At 36.7% G+C, this 21,443-nt stretch carries 19 protein-coding genes; 11 read left to right on the top strand and 8 right to left on the bottom strand.

The window, feature by feature from the left end; genetic code table 11:
- Positions 1 to 418 precede the first annotated feature (418 nt).
- Both DFR56_RS16920 and DFR56_RS16915 read right to left on the bottom strand, forming a co-directional pair.
- Positions 419 to 1,609 (bottom strand): chromate transporter, encoded by a 1,191-nt coding sequence (locus DFR56_RS16920; RefSeq protein WP_242694439.1) that lies wholly within the window; start codon positions 1,607 to 1,609, stop codon positions 419 to 421.
- A 10-nt stretch (positions 1,610 to 1,619) separates the two neighbouring features.
- Complete coding sequence (locus tag DFR56_RS16915; protein ID WP_110396637.1) at positions 1,620 to 1,928, bottom strand: PadR family transcriptional regulator; 309 nt, start codon at positions 1,926 to 1,928, stop codon at positions 1,620 to 1,622.
- 217 nt (positions 1,929 to 2,145) lie between these two features.
- On the opposite strand from DFR56_RS16915, the gene DFR56_RS23065 reads away from it, so the two are divergent.
- Positions 2,146 to 2,319 carry a hypothetical protein gene (locus DFR56_RS23065; RefSeq protein ID WP_158525688.1) on the top strand — a complete coding sequence of 58 codons (174 nt, stop codon included), beginning with the start codon at positions 2,146 to 2,148 and terminating at the stop codon, positions 2,317 to 2,319.
- Positions 2,320 to 2,610: 291 nt separating this feature from the next.
- Here DFR56_RS23065 and DFR56_RS16910 read toward each other — a convergent pair whose 3' ends face one another.
- Entirely contained in the window at positions 2,611 to 4,716 is a 2,106-nt protein-coding gene (locus DFR56_RS16910; protein WP_110396636.1) for a GDYXXLXY domain-containing protein, read from the bottom strand.
- Positions 4,717 to 4,818: 102 nt separating this feature from the next.
- Here DFR56_RS16910 and DFR56_RS16905 point away from each other — a divergent pair, with 102 nt between their 5' ends.
- On the top strand, positions 4,819 to 5,928 hold the full coding sequence (locus DFR56_RS16905) for a serine hydrolase (protein WP_110396635.1): 1,110 nt from the start codon (positions 4,819 to 4,821) through the stop codon (positions 5,926 to 5,928).
- An 88-nt stretch (positions 5,929 to 6,016) separates the two neighbouring features.
- Positions 6,017 to 7,351 carry an FAD-dependent oxidoreductase gene (locus DFR56_RS16900; protein ID WP_158525687.1) on the top strand — a complete coding sequence of 445 codons (1,335 nt, stop codon included), beginning with the start codon at positions 6,017 to 6,019 and terminating at the stop codon, positions 7,349 to 7,351.
- A gap of 171 nt (positions 7,352 to 7,522) precedes the next feature.
- Here the strand turns inward: DFR56_RS16900 and DFR56_RS16895 are convergent, their stop codons facing one another.
- The 3 genes from DFR56_RS16895 to DFR56_RS16885 form a co-directional block, all read right to left on the bottom strand.
- Positions 7,523 to 8,344 carry an aldo/keto reductase gene (locus DFR56_RS16895; RefSeq protein WP_110396633.1) on the bottom strand — a complete coding sequence of 274 codons (822 nt, stop codon included), beginning with the start codon at positions 8,342 to 8,344 and terminating at the stop codon, positions 7,523 to 7,525.
- 132 nt (positions 8,345 to 8,476) lie between these two features.
- The gene (locus DFR56_RS16890; RefSeq protein ID WP_110396632.1) at positions 8,477 to 9,418 is read right to left on the bottom strand and encodes a ring-cleaving dioxygenase; all 942 of its coding nucleotides are present in this window, start codon (positions 9,416 to 9,418) and stop codon (positions 8,477 to 8,479) included.
- Between the two features lie 302 nt (positions 9,419 to 9,720).
- The gene (locus DFR56_RS16885) at positions 9,721 to 10,704 is read right to left on the bottom strand and encodes a ring-cleaving dioxygenase (RefSeq protein ID WP_110396631.1); all 984 of its coding nucleotides are present in this window, start codon (positions 10,702 to 10,704) and stop codon (positions 9,721 to 9,723) included.
- A 340-nt stretch (positions 10,705 to 11,044) separates the two neighbouring features.
- Between DFR56_RS16885 and DFR56_RS16880 the strand changes: the two genes are divergently transcribed.
- Positions 11,045 to 12,640: a catalase gene (locus DFR56_RS16880; RefSeq protein WP_110396630.1), complete on the top strand. Its 1,596-nt coding sequence runs from the start codon at positions 11,045 to 11,047 to the stop codon at positions 12,638 to 12,640.
- Positions 12,641 to 12,689: 49 nt separating this feature from the next.
- Here the strand turns inward: DFR56_RS16880 and DFR56_RS16875 are convergent, their stop codons facing one another.
- Complete coding sequence (locus tag DFR56_RS16875; protein WP_110396629.1) at positions 12,690 to 13,148, bottom strand: DinB family protein; 459 nt, start codon at positions 13,146 to 13,148, stop codon at positions 12,690 to 12,692.
- A gap of 48 nt (positions 13,149 to 13,196) precedes the next feature.
- Here DFR56_RS16875 and DFR56_RS16870 point away from each other — a divergent pair, with 48 nt between their 5' ends.
- On the top strand, positions 13,197 to 13,727 hold the full coding sequence (locus DFR56_RS16870) for a D-glycero-alpha-D-manno-heptose-1,7-bisphosphate 7-phosphatase (RefSeq protein WP_110396628.1): 531 nt from the start codon (positions 13,197 to 13,199) through the stop codon (positions 13,725 to 13,727).
- Positions 13,728 to 14,155: 428 nt separating this feature from the next.
- On the opposite strand, the gene DFR56_RS16860 is transcribed toward DFR56_RS16870, so the two are convergent.
- On the bottom strand, positions 14,156 to 15,031 hold the full coding sequence (locus DFR56_RS16860; RefSeq protein ID WP_110396626.1) for a LysR family transcriptional regulator: 876 nt from the start codon (positions 15,029 to 15,031) through the stop codon (positions 14,156 to 14,158).
- Positions 15,032 to 15,278: 247 nt separating this feature from the next.
- On the opposite strand from DFR56_RS16860, the gene hpaB reads away from it, so the two are divergent.
- From hpaB to DFR56_RS16830, 6 genes are all read left to right on the top strand, one after another.
- Positions 15,279 to 16,742, top strand: a complete 1,464-nt coding sequence (hpaB, locus tag DFR56_RS16855) for a 4-hydroxyphenylacetate 3-monooxygenase, oxygenase component (RefSeq protein WP_110396625.1) — start codon at positions 15,279 to 15,281, stop codon at positions 16,740 to 16,742.
- Between the two features lie 29 nt (positions 16,743 to 16,771).
- Positions 16,772 to 17,755 carry a 3,4-dihydroxyphenylacetate 2,3-dioxygenase gene (hpaD, locus tag DFR56_RS16850; RefSeq protein ID WP_110396624.1) on the top strand — a complete coding sequence of 328 codons (984 nt, stop codon included), beginning with the start codon at positions 16,772 to 16,774 and terminating at the stop codon, positions 17,753 to 17,755.
- 30 nt (positions 17,756 to 17,785) lie between these two features.
- Positions 17,786 to 18,610 carry an FAD synthetase family protein gene (locus DFR56_RS16845; protein ID WP_158525686.1) on the top strand — a complete coding sequence of 275 codons (825 nt, stop codon included), beginning with the start codon at positions 17,786 to 17,788 and terminating at the stop codon, positions 18,608 to 18,610.
- Between the two features lie 452 nt (positions 18,611 to 19,062).
- Positions 19,063 to 19,530, top strand: a complete 468-nt coding sequence (locus DFR56_RS16840; protein ID WP_110396622.1) for a flavin reductase family protein — start codon at positions 19,063 to 19,065, stop codon at positions 19,528 to 19,530.
- 373 nt (positions 19,531 to 19,903) lie between these two features.
- Entirely contained in the window at positions 19,904 to 20,692 is a 789-nt protein-coding gene (locus tag DFR56_RS16835) for a fumarylacetoacetate hydrolase family protein (protein ID WP_110396621.1), read from the top strand.
- A complete protein-coding gene (locus tag DFR56_RS16830; protein WP_110396620.1) occupies positions 20,689 to 21,435 on the top strand; it encodes a fumarylacetoacetate hydrolase family protein in 747 nt (248 codons plus the stop codon). The genes DFR56_RS16835 and DFR56_RS16830 overlap by 4 nt, the downstream gene beginning before the upstream one ends.
- Positions 21,436 to 21,443 lie beyond the last annotated feature (8 nt).

Raw genomic sequence — 21,443 nt, 5'->3', positions numbered from 1 at the left:
GCAGATAAGAAAGGATAAGTCCTTTCTTACTGTAAGTGTAACTAAGGCACTCGCCATAAAGGCTTTGGTAAATAAGTTATTCACTTATTAACATACGTGCAACATCACCTAGTCACCGCCTCTTCGGCTTGTCAGTCGGTGTGTTTTCTTTCGTCATAAACTAGCTATCCGCTTTAACAAGTCGAACGCAGGCTAAGAGCGCCACGTCGTGTGGCAACGCCTGCACTAGCACGTCCTGTGCGTCGTAAGTGCAACATCACCTCTGTCATCGCCTAACGGCTTGTCAGTCGGTGTGTTTTCTTTAACGTATGCCAAGTTTTCTAACTAACATTATATAACGATGTACATCGCATTGCAAGGGTGAGGAAAAAAGGAAAGTATGTGGCGAACAAAGAATACCACATACCTCTGGAAAAATTTATATATACGAAATAAGCAATCCACCAATTGCGCCAGCTAGGACTATGATCCATGGGGGAAGTTTCCAAAATACTAACATACTAAATAATACAGCTGCAAGTGCAAAATCAATCGGTTGAAAAATAGAGCTTGTCCAAATCGGTTGATAGAATGCTGAAATTAAAATCCCGACAACAGCGGCATTTACTCCCATTAACGCACCTTTTATTTTTGCGTTTTGGCGCAAACTATCCCAAAATGGGAGGGTACCTAAGATTAAAAGAAAAGCAGGTAGAAATATAGCAAATGTAGCAAGCAAGCCCCCTTGCCAACCGTTTATCACTGTTCCGATATAGGCGGCAAACGTAAATAATGGGCCTGGAACAGCTTGTGTTGCACCGTAACCAGCAAGAAATTGCTCTTCTGTTAACCACGCCGCTCGAACAAATTCACTTTCAAGTAAAGGTAATACAACATGACCACCTCCGAAAACGAGTGAACCTGAACGATAAAAACTATCAAACATGGCGATCCATTCCACTGCAGTTACTTCCCTTAAGATAGGTAAAAGGAGAAGTAACCCAAAAAATAACGATAAACAAATATAACCAATTCGATGTGAAATCGGAAATTTGTATGTTGGCGTCTGTTTTTCATCCAGTTTATGTCGATAAATGAAAAAGCCAATGAAAGCAGCTCCTACTATAACGGTTACTTGTGAAAAAGTAGATTGCCATAATAATGTTGTTACTAATGCAACTAATGCGATTGCACGTCTTTTTAAATCAGGGGTTAAATTATTAGCCATACCTAAAATAGCGTGAGCAACTACGACGACAGCGACAATTTTTAAGCCGTGAATCCAACCAGCATCACTAAGATCAAATGTGTGAAGGAAAGAAGCAAAAATAATAAGTGCAAGAACAGATGGAAAAGTAAAACCAATAAAAGAAACGATCCCACCTAATATACCAGCTCGCATTACACCAATACCAATACCGACTTGACTACTTGCAGGGCCAGGTAAAAATTGACAAAGCGCAACTAAGTCGGCATAGCTTTTTTCATCCATCCATTTTCTTCTACGGATATATTCTTCATGAAAATAACCTAAATGAGCAATTGGCCCACCGAAGGAAGTAAATCCTAATCTCGTCGAAACGAATAATACTTCAAATAATCGTTTTAATTTACTAGCTTTTGTTTGCAAGATGTCACCTCTACTCTTTTATTTCCTTAAATAGTTCATACGCTTTTTTTCGTGCATGAACGAGGACTTGTTCACCTTTTTCTGTAGCCGTATAATATTTTCTTATTTTCCCATTGACATTACGCTCTTCTTTTAGTAAAAGTTCATCTTTTTCCATGTTGTGTAGGATCGGATACAATGTTCCGGCACTAATGTCATAACCATGCTCTTTTAACTCTTCTACCATCCATACTCCAAAAATAGGATGTTCACTTGCATGATGTAAAATATGTATTTGAATAAAACCTAGAAATAATTTCCTAAGTATTCGATCCTCCATCTCTATTCCTCCTTTCATAGTTGATATCGTAACTCAATATCGTGATCCGATATCAATAACGTATCATACTATTGAAACGATTTCAAATGGATAAAAGGCTTCAAATGGTTCAAATGTGGTTCTAAAATGCGCTTAAAAACGTATAGTATACCAATTAACAATCGTGTAAGGAAAAACAGGCCTATACTAAGCAAAATGAAATGAAGGAGTAGATAGAATGAATAAGCGAAAAATAATTAATATTAGCTTATGGTCGATCGTCATTATTTCTATTTTACTATTTGTCGTTATCATTATTGTAGAACATAGTTTTTCAAGAAATGCTGCTAGTGGACTAGAAATCGAATCACAGGTAGCTTATAAATCGTTCATGAATAAGATTAAAATGTAGTTGACCAATTTAAAGTGGCGCATCTCCATGATTAATTGGCGATTCTCAGCGATAATATGGCGCATCTTCGCGGTTATACGTCGCATCTGCACGATAATATGGCGCATCTTCGTTCTGGATTCTGGTCACGAGTAGGTGTTAATCGTAACCGATTTTGTGAATTTTCCCGTTTTCAGTCACGAATAGCTCCTACTATGAAATTTCGGGTGGATATGCTCTAGTTTTAGAGGACAGAAAAGCACCGGGACGCATTTTGCCCGGTTTTTTTCTTACTGTCATCTCTGAACATATTTATTCAATATATTCAATGATCGCATTTCCCGTTTTCCCTACTCGGACATAGGCATATTCAACTTCATTTTGAAGATCTACCCCTGTTCCTTCAGGGACGAAATAGCTTTCAATCCCGTAAACTACTTCGTTTGGCCCATTTGATTTTCCATTTATCATGATGTCACCTTGTTCCTCATTATACGGCTTATTCCATTCTCCATTTATTTGGTAATAACCTGCATAGTCATAGATCCCATTATTTTCTCTAAGTACAACTTTTATTTTTTTATTCCAAAGCCGATAATCGTCTGTTTGTTCCATTTCAGTAATTCCATATCGTAATATAATATAATCACCTTGCAGCATTGAGCGAGGGTCAATAGGCATTAATTCTAACTTAATTAACTCACCTTCTTTTAATAATGTTTCATTTGTATACGATTGGTAACTAATAAAGCCAAGTTGTAATAATATAAGACTAATCAGAAACGGAGTCTTATATTGAATTCGCTTTGTACTTACAGTAGGGTTCGCCCTTTTTCGCTCAAAATAAATGGTCGTGCTGATGATAATGATGCCAAGGGCGAGAAACAAGATTGATTTATGGATTAACAACCATAAATATTCATAATACTTATAAGCGATAAATAGAAACCAGAAAATAAGACATGTCGTCCACTCCCAACGTCTTGTTGTCATTTTAATCGTAAAGATTGGAATGGTAACTGTTAAAAAGAAAGTGAAGTTATAGATAATACTTAGCCAATTTTCTACATCTAAAACTGTCAACGTTAGAAAAGCAAACAAACCGATGATGAATGCACTATATTTAGTCGCTATTTCTTTCTTTTGTGCCATATAGTAAAGTACATTAAAGAAGAGTAAACCAAGAAAAATCCCATGCACTTCAAACCACTCTGATAAAATGGAACCAAATACAATGTTTGCTAGAATATATAAAAATACTTTCATACTTCGCATAGGTACAGTAAAGATACCAGCACCAAGTAAGATCAATAAAATAATATTGTATATGATTATTGAAAAACTGCTGGCTCCAATTGCTAGTAAAAAGCCCGTAGATAAAAGGGTATATTTGATTTGGATAGGCCATTTTGTAAATAAACCTGGCGCAATTAGGGCGCATATCGAAAAGAAAAATAATACGTCTGCTGTCGCCTGAGGAAACAAGATGAAAAATAGTCCAGAAATGGCGAGTGTCGAAAACAATGTCGCAATAATCGTTACAATAATTGTAACTAATTGTGTTAGAATTCTATTTTTCTTCCCCTTTTTTAAAAAGCTAACGGCAATGACGCTTAAGAAAACGAGTAGCGCGGCAATAAGTAAAAAGAACAGCAACATCCACATACCATAATAAAGAAACATCCAATAAAACCCTTTTTGTAAGACGTAGAATGTGGCAAACAATCCTGTCAAAATTAAAAGAGGTCGATGGAGCTTCACTTTAAACCAATAATAAAAGCTGACGATGAAAATACCAATATAGAAAAGATTACTTAAAAAATCAAAAGGTAATTCATTGTTTATCGTTAAATAAATAAACATGGAATGAAACATAATAAATGCCATATAGAGAATCGTTTTAGTCGAAATAATCGTACGATAGGTGAGATAAAAAAGGACAGCATTTAATAGTGCTACAGTAAAAATGAACCCAAATAGCTCATAGTCAGTCCAGGAAGCAAAATATGTGGAAGGTGATAAAAAGAAAAAGATGGCTAAATGAGCCAAAATGAAACTGAACACGTAAAATGGTACATATTTAGTAATCAATGATAAGATGAATACGGGAACGAACCAAACGAGAAATAGCCAATAACTGTCTGCATGGGAATTATATATTTGTCCAATAAGTGCTACAGAAAGTCCGAAAACAACACTCGCTGCAACTAACATCCAATCGCTTAAAAAATATTGCTGGTTACCTATTTTTCGTACTAAAAAATGCAGTCCATAAAATAGAAGGACAAGCCCAATACTTAACATAATTTTTGTCAATCGTTCAAACCCTTGCCAGTTAGCAGCAAAAAAATAAAGAATGCTTGCAAGGATTAAACTAACTCCTAATAAATAACCAGTTTGGATCATTTTACTATTCAAAGAAAGCCCCCCTACCAATTATGGTGATTTTATTATGACATAGGAATGCTTTTTTTGATATAGGTTTTTTGACATATTAACGAATGAAAGAGGAGAATTGCTTTGGTAAAATATCTTACTATTTTCGGTGTGATTATTGGCCTCATTATTATCTCGATCATTGGACTTGGCTTTTGGTTAAACAAAGCGAATGCTCATTACGTTTGGAAAAAAATAAAGGATGAAAAAATGACATCTTCTGTTGTATTTAATGTAAATGGAGAGACGAAATTAGACGTACGATCAGATGAATTGATGCCTTTAGCAAGTACGGTAAAAATAGTTGTCGCTTTAGAATATGCTTATCAAGTGGAAGAGGGGAAACTTGATCCGAAAGAACAAGTTGATTTAGATGAACTAGAGAAATATTATGTACCTAAATTAGACGGTGGTGCTCATGAAGCTTGGGTGGGATTTTTGGGTGAAAATGCTTATCTTGAGAATAATAGAGTTCCCTTACAAGAAGTAACTAGGGGAATGATTGCCTTCAGTTCCAATGCGAATACAGAATATTTAATGAAAAAATTAGGATTGGAGAATATCGAACAGAGAATGCTAGAATTGGGCATACGAGATCATACACCTTTATTTTATTTTACTTCTGCACTTTTCATTCCTTATGAACTGAAAATGAGAGATTATCCCGACAAATCGATCGAGGAAGGAAAAGACAAGATTATTCAAGCAATGCACGATATGAGTGATGAAGATTGGATCGAAATATCTAGTATGATTAATGAAAAGTTAACAAACGATGCAGAAACCTATAAAGAGAACGCGGAAGTTTTAGAATGGTGGGACGAAGACTTTGATTTATTGTTCTCTGAAACCTTTATTAAATCAACGACCTCCGAGTATGCTAAGCTAATGGCGATGATTAATAATGAGGAACTTCCTCCTATTGCACAAGAGGAATTAGAATATTCACTAGGAATGATCATGGAAAATGAAACAAATCAACAATGGTTAAAAAGAGCTGGGAAAAAAGGTGGCTCAACCCAGTACATTTTAACCGATGCCATTTTTGCCGAAGATAAACAAGGAAATAAATTTGAAATAGTCATTTTCTTTGATGACTTGAAATGGTATGAAGGATTTAAATTAACAAATAGTTTAAATGAATTTGAATTGAAATTATTAAGTGATGAATCGTTTCGAGATGAAATTTTATAATAAGTTAAAGCCCCTTTCACTTATGTTTCACTAAGATGGATCTGGGTATAGTTACTATACGAGAAAAATCGTGAAAGGTGGAATGATTATGAAAAAGTTTGACGTCATCATCATTGGTTCGGGAACAGCTGGTGCTAAAATAGCGACTGAATGTGCGAAACGTAAAAAAACAGTCGCGTTAATTGAAAAAGATCATCATATTTTTGGTGGTTCTTGCATTAATATCGCTTGTATCCCAACAAAGACACTTATTCATGACAGCCTACATGATAGTTTATATGAAGAGGCGGTAGAAAGAAAAAATAAGCTTGTCAAAAAGATGAGTGAAAATAAATACAAATCTTTATATGGGCTAGATCAACTATCTATATATGATGGTGAGGCACGTTTTGTCGCAAATAAAGAAGTGGAGATTGTGACAAATTCTACGAAAGAAATAGTTACTGCAGAACATATTATTATTAATACGGGAGCAGTAAATAACACTCCGCCAATTGAAGGTATTGAACATGTAAAAAATGTCTACACGAGTACTTCATTAATAAACAGTGAAGAACTGCCTGACAAGCTAGTCATTATTGGTGGTGGCTACATCGGACTTGAGTATGCCTCTATGTATGCTAGTTTCGGTTCAGATATAACTGTTGTGATGCCTGAAGATACATTAATTCCTAATGAGGAACCTGAAATCGCGCAAGAAGTAGAAAAAGTATTAAAGGATAAAGGAATTACATTTCTATTTGGCAAGCAAGTTGAAAAGGTGAAGGAAGAAAATGGAGTTATTTCGTTACAATTATCAAATGAGGATGAAGTAAAAGGAGATGCCGTATTAATTGCTACTGGTAGAAAGCCAAACGTAGAAGATCTCCATCTTGAAAATACAAAGATTATGTTAACGGATGAGAAAGCCATTCAAGTCAACGACAAGTTACAAACGACAGTTGACAATGTTTGGGCTGTTGGTGATGTAAAAGGTGGCATGCAATTTACGTATATATCGTTTGATGATGCTCGGATCATCATAAACCAACTCTTCGGGGATAAAACATATTCAATGAAAAAGCGAAATAATGTTCCCTATACTGTATTTGTTGATCCACCTTTATCACGAGTTGGGCATACGAAGGAATCTGCCGAAAAAGATGGGTATGAGGTTGTTGTCAATAATATGCCAGTTTCATCCATCCCTCGTTCACATATTATGAACGACCAAAGGGGATTATTTACTGGAATCGTTGACAAGCAAACAGGACAAGTACTAGGCGCTTCGTTATTCGGTCACAGTTCCGAAGAATTAATCAATATCGTAAAAATTGCCATCGATCATAAGTGGCTTTATACGGATTTGAGAGATCATATCTTCAACCACCCAGTAATGAGTGAATCGTTAAATAATTTGTTTGATTTAGAAATAGAAAAATAAATATGAATCTTCAGTTGAGAATAGTAGAGGGAAGATGACAATATCAGTAACTTGTGGGTTAAAATGGTGAAATAAATTAAACGGTCACAACTAGTTATTAATTTTACAATTAACTAGAAAGAAATGACTTAAATAGATATTAAAAATCCCAAGTTTTCTTGGGATTTTTAATTATAACATATCCATTTCATTTGGGTCACGACCAGTTCGTTCATTACGATCGATGGATGCAATTTGCTCCATATCTTCCTTATCTAATGTAAAGTCAAAAACTTGGAAATTTTCTCGAATGCGTGAAGGAGTTACAGACTTTGGAATGACGATGGAATTTTCTTGGATATGCCAGCGTAGTATAATCTGGGCAACTGTTTTATGATGTTTTTGTGCAATTGCTTTGATCACTTCATCCTCTAATACACCACCACGAGCAAGTGGGCTCCACGATTCAATGAATATATTGTGCTCACTACAAAAAGCTTTTAAGTCTTTCTGTTGTAAGTACGGATGACATTCCACTTGATTTAAAACGGGTTTTATTTCACACTCATCAAATAAGCGTTCCAGATGTTCTTGATGAAAGTTACTTACTCCAATTGCTTTTACCCGCCCGTCCTTATATAGCTTTTCTAATGCTTTATATGTTTCCACAAAGCGATCATACATTGGAGTGGGCCAATGAATTAAGTATAAATCAAGATAGTCAAGTCCCAATTTTTCCATACTTTCATTAAATGCTGCTAATGTTTTATGATAACCTTGATGACTATTCCATACTTTTGTCGTAATAAAAAGATCTTCACGCGCAACATTACTTCGTCTTACCGCTTCACCAACACCACGTTCGTTTTCATAAAACTGGGCAGTATCGATGGAACGATACCCAGTTTCTATAGCAGCTGATATCACATCAATAGCCGCTTCATCAGAAACTTTGTAAACACCAAGACCAAGTTGTGGCATTTTTACGTTATTGTTTAATGTTATGTAATTCATTCAATCACTCCTCTTGCACTATATTTTAAATTAATTTTACCATAGTAAACAAAAAGACTAAACCGAACTAGCTTTAGAACAACGTCTAGAAAAAACAAGACTTTTTTTTCATCCATTTTGTTTGTTCCCTCTTTAATCAAGAGGTGCTAACCGTGCTTCGATTTCCGCTCGTTTCCTTTCCAAAAAGGGGGGTAAGTCTAATTTTTGTCCAAGTGTTTCTACGGATGAATCAACAGTAAATCCTGGTCCATCTGTAGCAAGTTCAAATACGATTCCATTCTCTTCTTTAAAATATAAACTTTCAAAATAGAAACGATCGGTTATTTTCATTACAGTGAAACCAAAATCTTTTATTCGCTCGTACCATACCCGAAGTTCTTCGCTATTTTTTACGCGAATGGCTAAATGGTGCACGCTTCCTTTTCCGGGTCTTTCATTGGGACCGTCTTTTTCAACAATGACAATTTCACCAAAAGCCTGCCCTTTAACAGACTGATAAATAGCTTCATTCGTTGTAGGAGAAACACGTTCATAGCCAAATAATTGCTCCAACGTATTTGCTAAACTATGTAAGGATTGTACGGTTATTTCAATAGCCCCCATCCCTAAAATACGATGTGTATTTTTTACACCTGAATCTTTCCAAGCTTTCCAATGTTCAGGAATGTACTCACCACGGTTATTAAGGAGTACCATACGAAGCCCTTCGTAATCTTCAAAATGCAGTGCTTCTCGCCCGGCATAAGCGGTAATATCACTGTGCTTAACATGTAATGTAGAAAAACGTTCTTTCCAGTAAACCAAACTATCGTACGATGATACTAATAAGCCTATTTTTGTAATCGCGTTCGTGCCACGGTGTGTACTGCCAACCATAGGCATTTCAAAAAAAGTTAATTCTGTTCCTGGGCTACCTGTCAAATCTCCATAAAATAAATGGTACATAGTAGGATCATCCTGATTGACTGTTTTTTTTACGCGACGTAATCCAAGTATTTCTTGATAAAACCGATTATTTAGTTGCGCATTTTTTGTCACCATCGAAATGTGATGGTGTCCCGCTATCTTGTTCATTGATTTCGCTCCTTTACATAGAGACTTCTGTACAACCGAACATTCTTTTTTAGCTTCATAAGTTTTTCAGTCAAAAAATAGTGATACTATGAATCAATTTCGTCATTTAATATTTCAGTTAAAAATCCGGACAACGGATTAGTTATTGGTTTCCACTCTAGGTGGTAGTTAAATACCTAGATACTGAAATTTTTAATATGTCATGTCCGGATTTATGGAATGATTATAGAAGAAATTGACTCAAATAAATGAACATTTTTATTTAACGAACGTAGCAATATGGGTTCATTTTTTTATAAGCTTTATTCGTATTCTTTTTCAAATTCAATTGTGCTGCGAATCGTATTGATAGGGCGGACCATCTCTTCAATTTGTTGACGTTTATCTTCCAAAAAGGGTGGTAAAGATAACCTTTCACCTAAAGTTTCATACGGTTCATCCCCCATAAAACCCGGCCCATCGGTAGCCCACTCGAATAAAATACCAGGTGCTACGCGAGCATATAATGACTCGAAGAAAAATCGATCCACATAACCGGAAGTGCCAAATCCAAAGCTTTCCATACGGTTCATCCATTCATGTAATACCTCTGTATTTTCTACACGAAATGCTGCGTGGTGTATTGTACCGAAACCTTGTTGTCCCGGTGGTAATACATTGTTATATTCCACAATGACTTGGGCACCATTACCACCTTCACCAACTTCAAATAAATGAAGCGAGCCTTCACTTGCGATTTCTCTGAATAACATCACTTTTTCAAGAAACTCTTTAAAGTAATCGAATTGGTCGACACGAATGTGAATTGGCCCTAGTCCAATAATGGCAAATTCCAATGGTATTGGTCCTTTTTCCCAAGGAGTCCCTGGTTCGATGCCTTTATTATTTTCATCTGAAACAAGTTGGTACTGTTGGTCGTCAAAATCGACAAATGATAATGTTTGTTTACCAAATAACTCTTTAACCCCTGTATGTTTTATTCCTAAACGATCAAAACGTTTAACCCAGTAGTCTAATGCAACATCTGAAGGTACTCGAAATGCTGTCTTATAAATTTCATTCGTTCCATGTGTTCCCTTTGAAATACCTGGAAAGTCAAAAAAGGTTATATCTGTTCCAGCTGACCCTTTATCATCTGCGAAAAATAGATGATACGTTTGGATATCATCTTGATTCACTGTTTTTTTCACTAATCGCATCCCTAAAACATAAGTGAAAAATTCATAATTTTTCTCTGCATTGCTTGTAATTGCTGTTACGTGGTGGATTCCTTTTACATGATTCATTTTTTATCCTCCATTTAATTGATGTCATGAAATTTAATTTATATGTTACTCGGTTACGAATGGTATAATAAATAGTTTATATTATTTACTTTACTCATTAGTAATATTACATTTAAATAAAATATCTCTAATTCGAGATAAATGTATCACAGATTTAATTAGAATGTCAATCATTTAATTCGATAATTTTTTGAATAAGTAAGATGAAAAGCAAATTAAATACATTTATACATGAAAAAGTTAGAAGTAGATGAATGGTTGTAACTTTATTGGATAAAGTATAAGTATAAAAAATGGAATTACTCGTTAACGATAATTACGTTTGTAAAGGATGATGGTATTGACAAAAGAACATTCAGATTACGAAACAAATATTGAACATGATGACACCTTGACGACGAGACAAGGACATCCTGTCACAAATAATCAGAATATAAGAACCGTTGGAAATCGTGGACCAGCAACCCTTGAAAACTATGATTTTATCGAAAAGATTAGTCATTTTGATCGTGAAAAAATACCTGAAAGAATTGTTCATGCACGTGGGGCAGGGGCACATGGCTATTTTGAAACATATGGAACTGCAGGAGATGAACCAGTTTCCAAATATACGCGGGCAAAAGTATTTCAAGAAAAGGGAAAGAAAACGCCTGTTTTTGTTAGATTCTCGACGGTTGTCCATGGAAATCATTCCCCTGAAACAGTTCGTGATCCACGTGGATTTGCAGTTAAATTTTATACAGAAGATGGAAATTGGGATTTAGTCGGGAATAATTTAAAAATTTTCTTTATCCGAGATGCAATGAAATTTCCCGATATGATCCATGCATTTAGACCTGATCCAGTCACAAATTATCAAGATAGCGAGCGTTTTTTTGATTTTTGTGCAAATTCTCCAGAATCTTTTCATATGGTTACCTTTATCTATTCACCTTGGGGAATCCCGGCGAATTATCGAATGATGCAAGGGTCAGGGGTGAATACGTATAAATGGGTGAACAAGGAGGGGAAAGCGGTTCTTGTTAAATATCATTGGGAGCCGAAACAAGGAATAAAAAATTTAACTCAAAAAGAGGCTGAAAAAATTCAAGCTAAAAACTTTAACCATGCAACACAGGATTTATATGAGGCAATAGAACGGGAAGAATACCCGGAATGGGAATTATTCGTACAAATCATGGAAGATGGTCCTCATCCCGAACTAGATTTTGATCCTTTAGATGACACGAAATTATGGCCAGAGGATCAATTTCCGTGGCTTCCTGTTGGACGTATGGTGTTAAATAAAAATCCAGAAAATTATTTTACTGAAGTAGAACAAGCTGCATTTGGAACAGGGGTTCTTGTCGATGGGCTTGACTTTTCAGATGATAAGATGCTCCAAGGACGAACATTTTCATATTCGGACACCCAACGGTACCGAGTTGGAGCAAATTATTTACAGCTACCAATTAATGCAGCGAAAAAGCGAGTAGCAACAAACCAAGAAGGTGGTATGATGCGCCATGAACCCGAGGCAAGAGGGAAGAAAAATCCGCATATCAATTATGAACCGTCTGTTTTAGGCGGACTAAAGGAAGCGGAGCAAATGGGACAAGAATATACACCAAAAATAGAAGGGAACTTGGTGCGTGAGTCGATTGAGCGGACGAGTAATACAAAACAAGCGGGTGAAACGTATCGGCGCTTTCAAGATTGGGAAAAAGATGAACTAATTTCTAATTTAGTTGGAGATTTGTCTCAATGTGACCCGCGTATACAAGATAAAATGATTACATTAGCAGAAGAAGCGGATGAAGCGTATGGACGTAGATTACGGGAAGGTTTAGCAAAAGCGAAAAAAGATGGGTCAAGCTACAATCCACTGGGATATAGTGATGCAGAAAAAGCGCCACAACAAGCCGTAGAAAAAGGAAAAGATGCAGAGCCGTATTAATACAAGCCCCCCTTTTGAAATTAGCTTTCTCAAGGGGGGGAGTCTTTCACTATAAACTTTTTTTAATATCCATGATTGCCTGAAGATGCATCCCTTCATGGAATATAGTTCGGATTAACACTTGTTCAAGCGTACACATTTCCATATCAATAGGTGGAAATGGTTCATCTAGCCTATCTCCATACGTTTGTTGAATGTCGTTTGGTTGTTTGCTCAATAGTTTCTTCAATTCAATCATCGAAGGAGTTTCGGCTGTAAAGTCTTTTGGCGAAGTACCGAATCCAAAGGAAGAATGGAAGATATTCGGAATATCCATTTTTTCCTTTGTTAAAGCTTGAATCCATAAATATTGATCAAGATAAATATGACCTAAGTTCCAATGAACATTATTATTAAATCCGGTTGGTATGAATTCTGCCTCTTTGTCAGTCATACCGTCAATGACATCTAATATTTCGTTTCGATAGGTTTGTAGTTGATTGAATAATACTTTTTGCCGATTGTTCATGTTAGTTGCCTCCTAAGTTCGTTTTAGATTAAATAAAGGGTGTTGTAGTTGAATAAAGGTATTTTTCTCGATCGTGATGGTGTCATTAATGAAGTATTAAGCCACCGAGTAAAATTTGTCAACAAACCAACCGATTTCTATTTACTCGATGGGGTTGGTGAAGCAATTAAAAAATTGAATGATGCGCATTTTTTAGTTTTTGTTGTAACAAACCAAGGAGGAATTGGGTTAGGTTATATGAAAAAAGCTGCTTTAGAAAAAGTACATGAAACAATGCTGGCGGAACTAGCTGCTTTTGATGCTAAAATAACAGATATCGCTTTTTGCCCCCATAAACCAGATGCACAATGTCGTTGTCGGAAACCTAAACCTGAAATGATTATAAAACTTGCCAAAAAACATCAAATCGATCTAGCGAAAAGCTATATGGTTGGCGATCGAAAACCAGACATTGAAGCAGGGAAAGGAGCAGGTACCAAAACGGTATTAGTCGGAAATCGACGAGGAAATGCGAAAGCAGATTTGTCTTTTCCAGATCTGCTTTCATTTGTAAATTGGCTTATCGAACGCTCATGTTAAAATGGTGCTTACATTTATTGTGTTGGTTGCGCATTTGCGCAAAATGCAATGAATCGCTACATAATTTAGCGAGATGCGCCATATAACCCCAGAGAAGCGCCACCTAATCTCGAGGAAGCGCCATGTAACCCCAGAGAAGCGCCACCTAATCTCGAGGAAGCGCCATATAACCCCAGAGAAGCGCCACCTAATCTCGAGGAAGCGCCATATAACCCCGGAGCAGCGCCACCTAATCTCGAGGAAGCGCCATCTAATCGCGGAGCAGCGCCACCTAATCTCGAGGAAGCGCCATCTAATCGCGGAGCAGCGCCACCTAATCTCGAGGGAGCGCCATATAACCCCAGAGAAGCGCCACCTAATCGGTCAAGACGCACTATTGTCAGAATCCGCTCATATCGTGTTTTCCATCACTTTATCAGGAAAGAAGTTTAGTTGAACAATTCAATAAATCGTTCTGCACTTTTGGAAAGATAACGATCTTTTAACCAAATAATAGCTGATTCAGAAACGATATGTGTATCCTCAATATGCAGAACACTTACATTACTCGTATTATGCTTTAATAAAGTAGATTTTGGAACAACAGTTGCACCTAGCCCTTCCGTTACAAGCCCCAAAAGCATATCAACATTTGGAGATTCACAAATGATATTAGGTGTTAAACCTTTATCACGGAATTTGTCCATAATAAGTTCAAATTGTCCAACCCCTCTGATCCGGTGTAGTAAGAGGAGAGGGATCTCGACAAGTTCTTCAATAGAGATCATTTTTTTATCCGGTTCATTTATCCAATTATTCGGTATAACGACAACATATTCCTCTTCTGGCAAGCGCAAATAAGAAAATCCATTCATATCGATTGGCAGCCGAATAATAGCAACCTCAATCTCTCGGTCCACTAATTGTTTCGTTAAAAAATAGGAATCTCCTTCTAATAATTTAAATTTCACTTGTGGATATTTTTCTTGATACGTACGAATCGTTTTCGGGATCCGAGAAAAACATGACTTGTTACAACCGATTGATAATGTACCACGAACCCCTTTGCCAGTTTCTTTTACTTCTATCATCGTTTCATCTATTTTATAAAATAATTCTTTCGCTTTTTCATATAATACAGCACCTGCATCTGTTAATTCCATTCTGCGTCCGTTTCTTTCGAATAATATAACACCTAAACGATCCTCTAACGCTTTTAAAGATTGACTTAATGGAGGTTGGGCAATATGAAGCTTTTTAGCGGCACGTGTGATTTGCCCCTCGTTCGCAATTTCATAGAAATATCGTAGTTGCTTTAAATTCATCCTAATTAACCCTCCTAGTATATGTTTTTCATATACAAAACAAACAATTTTAATATTTTACATATATAATAACATATATGATAATAAGATTAATAGAAATTAGAAATCGTTTACATTTTCATTATAGCTAATTTTTAGATAACTGTAATGTTTAAGATACATTTTGAGTTGTAATGAGGGTATTCATTTTAACTCTAAAGCGATTTCATTTTTTAAAAAATAAAGATTTTTAGGGAGGAAGTTTATCATGGGAGCGAAAACTGGTAAACAGTATAAAGAAAGACTACAAAAAGCGAAAAATAATGTGTATGCCAATGGGGAAAGAGTCGAAGATGTTACGACACACCCAGCTTTTAAAAATGTGATTGATTCAATGGCAAAACTTTATGATCTTCAACATGAAAAGGCTGACAAAATGTTATATACATCTCCAACAACTGGTGACAAAGTAGGGATGACATTTTTACATCCGACAACAATCGATGACCTTGTTGCTAGAAGGGAAGCAATTCAAGAGTGGGCACGATCCCATAACGGAATGATGGGACGCGCACCGGACTACTTAAACGCAGAAGTAATGGCCATGGGAATGAACAATGATTTATTCGGAGAGTCGGATCCACGCTTTGCTAAAAACGCCCGTGATTATTATGAATATGCACGTGAAAATGATATTAGTTTGACCCATACACTTATTCACCCGCAAGTGAATCGTTCAAAAGCTGAGCATGAGCAAAAGGATGCAAATGTTGCGCTTCATTTAGTAGAAGAACGTTCAGATGGAATTGTTGTCGATGGAATTCGCTTACTAGCAACACAAGGAGCAATAACGGATGAAACGTTAGTTTTCCCGTCCACAGTTAAAAAAGCTGGCGAGCTAGATGATCCTTATTCATTAGCATTTGTCGTACCGAATAACGCTCCAGGGGTAACCCATATTAGCCGAGAGCCTTGGGATTATAAAGATAATAAATGGGATTATCCATTATCATCACGCTATGAAGAAGGGGACACAATCATTTCGTTTGATAACGTGTTTGTTCCTTGGGATAAAGTTTTCGTATGTGGTAATTCATCGATTTGTAACCGTACATTTGGAGAAACGAATGCAGTTACCCATATGTCGCACCAAGTATTATCAAAAGCAGTCGTGAAAACGGAATTTATTTTAGGCGTAGCGTTAAGTATTATGGATGCAATTGGAATTGACCAGTTCCAACATGTAAAAGACAAAGGTCGCGACATTATGATTACGTTAGAAACAATGCGTTCTCATTTATATCGTGCAGAACATAATGCAAAATTGGATAAATACGGGACGATGAATCCTGATTTTGCTGCATTAGATGCTGCAAGAAACTGGTACCCACGTATTTACCCATCACTCACTGAAATTATTCGAGTCCTTGCTGCGTCTGGTTTAACAGGTATTCCTACAGAAGCAGACTTTTTAAATGAAGATATTGGACCAATTATTGATCGTGGATTACAGTCTAAAAACTTAAATGGTTACGAGCGTGTTCAATTGTTCCGTTTAGCTTGGGATTTAACTGCAAGTGCGTTCGGTTCGAGACAAAACCATTATGAGTACTATTTCTTTGGAGATCCCGTTCGTATGGGAATGACTTATTTTGATAAGTTTGAAAAAGAACCATATAAACAGCGTGTTACTGACTTTTTAAAGGAAGTAAGAAAACAACCAAGTAAATAAACTAAAGGATAAGGTTAGGGGGAAAAAGAATGAGTTTTAATATTTCAAGAACAGGTAGAGCAGTTCTGCATGTGACAGATTTAGAAGCGTCAAGAAAGTTTTATGTGGACGGTTTAGGTTTATATGAAACAGAGTCAGATGATAATCATATTTATTTACGTGGATATGAAGAACAAGGACACCATAGTCTTTTATTAAAAAAGGCAGCTAAACCGGCCGTAGAGGTAATTAGTTATAAAGTATATGATGACTCAGATTTAGATAAGATTGAACAAGTTGCACAGGCAAATAATCTTCCATATAAATGGGTTGAAAAAGGAGAACAACGTGCGATTGGTCGCGCTATACGTATGCAAGATGTTTCAGGGCTGCCACTAGAATTTTATGCTGAAATGGAACATGTTGATAGTTTAATGCAACGTTATGATCTATATAAAGGAGCAAGAATTCAGCGTATTGATCATTTAAACTGTCTAGTACCTGATGTGCAAAAAGCATATGACTTTTATCATAAGGAATTTGGTTTTAGAGCTTCAGAATACACAGAAGATGATGAAGGTAAATTATGGGCTATTTGGACACACCGTAAAGGTAATGTTCATGACCAAGCATTTATGAATGGAGATGGACCACTTTTACACCATGTAGGTTTCTGGTTGCCTGATCCACTCGCACTCATTCATGCATGTGATGTGTTAGCGTCGATGGGGATGGCTGATAATATTGAGCGTGGGCCAGGTCGCCACGGGTTATCGAATGCGTTTTTCCTATACTTACGTGATCCAGACGGACACCGAATCGAGTTATACTTTGGCGATTACTTTACAGGTGATGGAGACTTTAAACCGAAACGCTGGAGTGTACACGATAAAACACGTCAAACGTTCTGGGGACATGAAGCACCAGATAGTTGGTTTGATGAAGCATCAACGTTATTACACGTCATAACCGGTGAAGAAGTTAAACAAGAAAAAGCAAAACTTACGTTATATAAACCAGACTTTACGATGTAATGGATGAACATAGGTGGAAGGAGAGCAAAAATGGAAGTTATTTATTTAGACCATACCAGTAAATTAAAAGATATCGAACCCCATGTAATGGCAATTGGATTTTTTGATGGAGTTCATCTAGGACATCAGGAGTTGTTTGAGCGTGCTAAAAAGCATGCAAAAGCAAATGGAATATTATGCTCAGCTTTAACATTTAGTCCTCATCCTGATGAGGTGATTAAAGGGGAGAAAAACAGAAAATATATTACCCCTTTACAAGAAAAAATAACTAAAATTGCTCAATGTGGAATAGACAGATTGTTCGTAATGAAATTCGATAAAAAGTTTGCCTCTCTTCCACCGAAGGATTTTATCCATACGTATATTACTGGGATAAACACGAATCATGTCGTCGTTGGTTTTGACTTTGCGTTCGGATGTAAAGCACAAGGAAATACGGATTTACTTAAGAAAATGTCTCAAAAAGGTGATTTTGGGGTAACAGTCATACCGAAAAAGACATTTTTAAATACAAAAATTGGCTCTACGGAAACAAAAAGGCTAGTTTATGATGGGAATGTTGATTTAGTTCCTCACTTTTTAGGAGAATATTATGAAGTTCATGCACGTGTAAAGAAGAAATTTGATGAAGAAAATGTATTTAATGTAGAGATTCATCACCAATATATTCTACCGAAACAAGGTACCTATGAAGTTAGTATATTAATTGACCATGGTACTTACTACGGTGAAATAACGATTCAACCGAATGTAGAAAATGAATTACGTATTGATGAATATGAAAATCCAAACGATCAAGCACTGAAGATAGCGTTTTTAAATAGATTAGCAGTGAAGAGCGCTGTACTAGTATAAAGAAATAATATTTTTCTTCATTAAGTAGGGTCTACTAAATAAACAGAAATCCCATCTAAACCAATAGTTTGTATAGTTTCTCTCGATATAAAGTGCAAGGGTTTTGTCTGTTTTACCAAAAAACCTTTGCACATGTAATGAACTAATCTAGTTGTCTGGAGCGAAAGTGACTGACTCCAGCGGGAAAAGCACGAGTTTGAAGACCCCGCAGGAAATGGTTTTCTTCCGAGGCGGGTTAAGTACGCGACGTCCATGTCGCAACACCCGCACTAGCACGTCCTGCGACTGCGCTTACTCGTCGCAATAAACATTGTGCGTCGAAGGCTGAAGCCGTGCCCGCTAAAAAGCATTGTACATTTCGCGGAAGACAACGGTAGGATGGAAAGTAATTTAGTTGTTCAGCAGACCCTAAGTAAACACATAGACGAATAAAAATAAGGAGGAGACAAAATATGGATGATCGTATGTTTCGAAATGCGATGGGGAAATTTGCAACGGGTGTAACAGTAATTACATCAAAAGTAGGAGACGATATTCATGGCATGACAGCAAATGCATTTATGTCCGTATCCTTAAATCCGAAACTTATTACTGTATCGATAGATAATCGGGCAAATATGCTTGATCAAATTAAACAATCAAATCAATTTGGAGTCAATATTTTAAGTGAAAGTCAGCAAGATATCTCCATGCATTTTGCTGGCCAAACGAAAGAAGATAGAGAAATCAATTTCGGTTTTATTCAAGAGATTCCTGTCATTAAAGATTCGTTAGTTTCCATCGTATGTGATGTAGACACTTCTTATGTTGTTGGTGACCATACATTGTTTATCGGTAAAGTAATCGATATTGCATCGACAGAAGGAGAACCACTCACATTCTATTGTGGAAAATACGGGATTAATCCAGTAGTGAGTTAACCATTCACGAAAGAGGCTGAGACATAACTAAAACAACCAAATCTAAAGACGAACAATGCATTATCTGAGCGGAGGAAATATACGTAGACTCCTGCGGGAGGAAAGGCATCGGTGAGACCCCACAGTGCGCTAGCACGGGAGGCTCACCAGCCGCCCGCGGAAAGCGAAGTATATTTCCAGAGCGGTTTATATGCAGCTACCATTGTTCGGATTTTTCTTTGGTGAAAACACTTTTGTCCCAGCCTCTTTCTGACGACGTGAGAGAACCATCGTTTCTGATTGAGTTCGCACATCGCATTCGTAGTCGCTCTACTATTTCCGAAAATATTTTATCTAGATTATTGAAGATTTTAAATGAAGGAGTTGATTGTTCATGCAAAAAGTAACGTTAAAGCTGCGCGGTATTGAACAAGTACTTGAAGGGGAAGTAAATGAACAAGGGACAGTAGAAATTCAAGGTATTGATTATGAATTAGATGCATTGCCAGTAGACGTGCCAGTAAACGGGACAATCTATGGTACGCTTTTAAACTATCAAGGGGCGTTTGAGGTACTTGAGCCAGCTATGAAGGAAGCGCCATATAAAAACCCACCGAAAGCACCAGTATTATATATCAAACCAAAAAACACGTTTATTAGTAGTGGAAAACCAATCCCATTACCTGAACAGGTTGAAGCGTTAGAAATAGGTGCAGCACTAGGAATTGTCATTGGCAAAACGGCGACAAAAGTTTCGGAAAAGGATGTGCAAGAGTATATTGCTGGGTATACAGTTGTCAATGACGTAAGTATTCCACATGAGAGTGTGCACCGTCCAGCGGTAAAAGAAAAAGCTCGTGATGGTTTTTGTCCAATTGGGCCGTGGATTGTTTCGCGAGACTCAGTTGATAACGCAAATGATTTACGTATTACAGTTTCTATAAACGGAGAAGTAAACCAAGAAAATACGACGAAAAATCTCATTCGCTCTGTTGAAAAGTTAATCGCAGATGTAACAGATTATATGACACTTTATAAAGGTGATGTGCTATTAGTTGGTGTTCCTGAAAACGCACCGCTCGCAAAAGCGAACGACTTAGTAACAGTTGAAATTGAACAAATCGGTAAAATTGAAAATAGAGTAATGAGTGAACAAGACGTAATCGGAGGAGATACAGTATGAAACGTGCACGCGTTAGTTTCGGCGGTTTAATTCAAGATGCAATAGAAGTAGATGGAAAAGTAAAACTGAATGATGGACGAATGGTCGAAGAAGCAGATGTTGTTTGGTTACCACCAGTCAAACCACAAACAGTCTTCACACTAGGCTTAAACTATGCGGATCATGCTGCAGAACTTTCATTTGATGCACCGAAAGAACCGTTAGTCTTTTTAAAAGGACCAAACACTTTTATCGGACACCGTGGACATACTGTGCGTCCAAGTGATGTAACGTTTATGCATTATGAATGTGAACTCGCCGTCGTCATTGGAAAAACTGGGAAAAATATTAAAAAAGAAGACGCGTATGACTATGTGTCAGGATATACAATTGCCAATGACTATGCGATTCGTGATTATCTAGAAAACTATTACCGCCCGAATTTACGGGTGAAAAATCGTGATACATGCACACCAATTGGACCTTGGTTTGTCGATAAGGAAGATATTGCAGATCCGATGAATTTAACATTACGAACATATATTAATGGTGAGATTAAACAAGAGGGAACTACTGCAGATATGGTGTTCGGAATTCCTGAGTTAATCGAATATTTAAGTTCCTTTATGACGTTAAATGAAAATGACCTCATTTTAACTGGTACACCAAAAGGATCAGTTGATACGAAAGTAGGAGATGAAGTAATTACAGAAGTAGAAGGAATTGGAAAGCTTGTGAATACGATTGTAGGTGAGAATGACTAATTTGTTAG

The sequence above is a fragment of the Pseudogracilibacillus auburnensis genome, assembly GCF_003201975.1.
Lineage (GTDB): Bacteria > Bacillota > Bacilli > Bacillales > Amphibacillaceae > Pseudogracilibacillus > Pseudogracilibacillus auburnensis.
The sequence above is the reverse complement of the archived record's forward strand: the minus strand, read 5'-3'. Positions and strand labels throughout refer to the sequence as shown.